This is a genomic window from Nostoc sp. JL34, from assembly GCF_017114945.1.
Classification (GTDB): Bacteria; Cyanobacteriota; Cyanobacteriia; order Cyanobacteriales; family Nostocaceae; genus Nostoc.
Genome location: NZ_JABXKQ010000002.1, coordinates 1 through 3,379 on the forward strand (window position 1 = coordinate 1; position 3,379 = coordinate 3,379).

The 3,379-nt window shown below is 38.2% G+C and carries 4 protein-coding genes; 3 read left to right on the forward strand and 1 reads right to left on the reverse strand.

The window, feature by feature from the left end; genetic code table 11:
• The 3 genes from HWQ44_RS00020 to HWQ44_RS00030 all read left to right on the forward strand — a co-directional run.
• A partial coding sequence (locus HWQ44_RS00020; protein ID WP_292713354.1) for a TraM recognition domain-containing protein occupies nucleotides 1-1,217 on the forward strand: 1,217 nt, incomplete at its 5' end.
• Nucleotides 1,218-1,269: 52 nt separating this feature from the next.
• Nucleotides 1,270-1,686, forward strand: coding sequence for a hypothetical protein (locus HWQ44_RS00025; protein WP_292713356.1), 417 nt, complete (start codon nucleotides 1,270-1,272; stop codon nucleotides 1,684-1,686).
• Nucleotides 1,679-2,926, forward strand: coding sequence for a hypothetical protein (locus tag HWQ44_RS00030; protein ID WP_292713358.1), 1,248 nt, complete (start codon nucleotides 1,679-1,681; stop codon nucleotides 2,924-2,926). Before HWQ44_RS00025 ends, HWQ44_RS00030 begins: the two co-directional genes overlap by 8 nt.
• On the opposite strand, the gene HWQ44_RS00035 is transcribed toward HWQ44_RS00030, so the two are convergent.
• On the reverse strand, nucleotides 2,900-3,115 hold the full coding sequence (locus HWQ44_RS00035; protein ID WP_292713360.1) for a hypothetical protein: 216 nt from the start codon (nucleotides 3,113-3,115) through the stop codon (nucleotides 2,900-2,902). The two genes, HWQ44_RS00030 and HWQ44_RS00035, sit on opposite strands and share 27 nt — an antisense overlap.
• Nucleotides 3,116-3,379: the final 264 nt, after the last annotated feature.

The window sequence follows — 3,379 nt, forward strand, 5'->3', positions numbered from 1 at the left end:
CTACATTTTCACAGTTTTTGACCCCTCTTCTTTTAGCCTTTGTGAGAAATCCAGGTATAGACTTTCTTCGTAGCAATGAAGATTCCGAAATGGCGCGGCAACTTGCGATTACACTCAATCGCAACTTTCAATTGGGTGATAAAGATTCTGGAAACAGCTTTTTTACTAATGCTGGGGATCAGCTAGTGCAAGCGGTTTTTATGCTAGCGAAAGGAACTCCTTACCCAGATATTATGATGTGCCAAGCAATTCTGGGGTTGCCAAAGTTAGTTAAGCGCATTGAGCAAGCCGCCGAACTAAACTTCATGGTTAGAGAGGCTTTCGCACAGTTTGTATCTGTTGCAGGGTCGCCAGAAACAGCAGCTAGTATTGTGGGTACAGCTAGCGGATTGTTCAGCCGTTTTATGGTTCCCTCTGCCTTAGCAGCATTCTGTGGAAAAACTAATATTCCACTGGATTTGAAGGGGCGGCAGATGGTGATTTTCGGAATGAACAAAGAGAAGCGTGATGTGATTGCACCCTTGCTAGTCTCAATTCTGCATCTATTAGTGAGCCGGAATGTAGCTAACAAACGTACTTGTCCTTTGGTATTAGGGATTGACGAATTGCCTACTCTTTATTTACCAGCACTGGTTGATTGGCTGAATCAGAATCGGGAAGATGGCTTAATCTCTCTGCTGGGCTTGCAAAACTTATCAATGCTGATTGAATCCTATGGTGAAAACACAACTAATGCAATATTTGGTGGTTGTGCTACTAAAGCATTCTTTAACCCCCAAGATGATGTAGCCGCCGAACGATTTAGTAAGTTTTTAGGTGAAGAGGAAATTAAATATAAGCAACGTTCTCGCTCATCAGGAGGTAAGGGTGGTGCAAGCATTTCTAATTCTGACCAAAACAGTACCCGAAAATTATTTGATGTCAATCAATTTAACACTTTACCATCAGGAAAAGCAGTAATTATTAGTCCCGGATTTCGTTCTCGTGGTCAAATAAGTTTGCCAATATTGCAATCAATCAAGATTCCTCAGCATGAAATCCAATCTGAAGCTGACAGTGTGAAAGCTTGGTACGAGTTTCAAAAGTTCTTATCTAAAAACTCTACTCTCTTAACTCCAGCAGATGAAGAAATGAAAATTCGCCGAGCCTCCGCGATAAAATTGTTACCTTTGATAGAAAATCAAGAGCAATTATCAGAATATGCGAGTCTGATTTAAAGAAATATTGTCTGGAATAAAATGGAAGTCAAAAATACTTAGGATAAAATTCATGTCGCCAAGTAAGTTTTACCCGTTCTCTGATTATGACAGAAAACAAATTGCTAAACTCCCTCCTGATATAGCAGCCCTAGCAGATAAATATCCAAGCGAGATTTTAAACACTGCTGATAGTTGGGATAACTTGCCTTTTGATGCTAACTATTTTCCTGAGTGCCTTGAAGTCTATAGCGGCGATGCAGATGATGCCAACATTTTTGTATTAAATGGTGTTCTGAAAGATTATGTCCCGGCTGATGCTGAAAAAAATACATCATCGATAACAGTGATGATTGATGGAGAATTTGCTTACATTGAAGTTGAAGGGAGACAGGTTCTTAATAAACTCGGTGGAATAGTTTTACCAGAAGTAGCGATTAATCCTGAACTGTTAATTCAGTCAATTCTCAAAGGTGAAAATAATGATTGATGATGGCGAAGCTAAAGAGATTAAGCGAGATTATCTAGAAATTTTAGAATCTCTCCTGAAACTCATCCATGCCAAAGCTAAAGAAAAAGGATTAGATCCCAGCAAGGATGTTCATATTTACTCTAGCTCTAGCAAAGTTTATCAAGGAACATTGGGAGAATCACCCTCTAAAAACTTATTAACACCAACGATAGTAGAGAACTTAAAAAAAGCTCTGTCTGACCCGAAAAATTCTCAAGGTGCAATTTCTATTAAAATTGGTAATGAAAAAGTATTCCATATTAAAAATGGAGAAGTACTGACTGACAAATTAGGTTTAGCTCCGGCATCACAGAAAAATAAAGTTGTAAGTAATGAGCGAATCTACAGTGTAGAAGCTTTAGGAAAACAAGTGCAAGTATTGCAGAAAAAACTAAGCGAACAACAAAAACTTGTAGATAGTATCAAATCAGAACAGCTTTCACCCGAATCTTTATCACAACTAGCTGCTCAAGTTGCCGAAATGAGTAAATCCTTGGAGAAGCAGCAACAGTTGATTGAAAATACTCAAAAAGCATTGTCACAGGTAAATGAACGGTTTTTACCACAAGTTCAAAATACAGTTCTTCAAAATTGGGTGGGTACGGTTGAGAACAAGGTAAAACAAACTGCCAAGAATGTTTTTGAGCGCCTTTTAGATGTGCTGACACCCGAAGTAACGAAGCTCAGAAAGGAAATTACTTCACTTAAATCTCAAATTAATGAACAAATTACTAGCTTCAAGGATGAAGTTAAATATCAGACTGACAGTGTAAGAAATCAACTCAATCAACAAGCTGGTAACTTAACTCAAGAGATACGTACACAGGTAGATAGTGTTAAAAACACGGTTGATCAAAGCCTTATGGGTGTTCAGTCAGCCATTGATAATACTCGAACTGAACTACGGGCTGCTGTTGAGGATGTTAAAGGTCAAGCAATTGAACAGAGTGTCAAAGCAATGCTGAATATCTTGGGCAAAGATAACCCTGATGGTTCTAAGAGTTTTAAAAGTACAAATTTTGATTTTGAACGCCTTGGCGATAATGTAATTGTTCGTGCCAAAAACGGCGAGACTGTTCTCACTGATGGAGTTTTATCGGCTAACGTAAGTGACCAACAGTTACAGGCACTTGATAAGGTTCAATCTGTTGTTGATATGCATCATCAAATTCAGCAGGATTCTCAACAAGAATCACAATTTAGAAATATGCACAGGTAAGCCATGCTCAAAGGGGAGCGTAAAAATGATACTAATCATAATCATTGGTTTGTTGTTTGCACTGGGTGGAATGATTTTTCTAGCTTGGCTGTTTGTATTATTTCCACCTTCAATGCCAAAGTCAAAGTATCGCTCCCAAGGTTTTAAGCAATCGCCATTACCACCTAAGAGTACAAAATCGTCTGACATTTCATCTCAAAATTTTGTACGACAAAGCCCAGCACCAACGCAAAAGACTTTCTTAGCTAAAAACTTTAACAAGCAATTACTACCAAGCCCAGCGCGAACACGAAGGGTTAGATTACCTAAAAATCTTAAGAAACACTTGAATAATATTGAGTACGCTAGTCAAGTATTACTTGAGCTTCGTAGCAGAACTCAATTAGCCAAATTGCCAGTAAGTAAGTCGTGGTGAAATTTTATAAGTATGTAACAAAAAATTAAGCAGAAGAA

Excerpts from the sequence above, each read along its gene's own strand:
- HWQ44_RS00025 (WP_292713356.1), top strand. The coding sequence starts at position 1,270 with ATGTCGCCAAGTAAGTTTTACCCGTTCTCTGATTATGACAGAAAACAA.
- HWQ44_RS00030 (WP_292713358.1), top strand. The coding sequence starts at position 1,679 with ATGATTGATGATGGCGAAGCTAAAGAGATTAAGCGAGATTATCTAGAA.
- HWQ44_RS00035 (WP_292713360.1), bottom strand. The coding sequence starts at position 3,115 with ATGTCAGACGATTTTGTACTCTTAGGTGGTAATGGCGATTGCTTAAAA.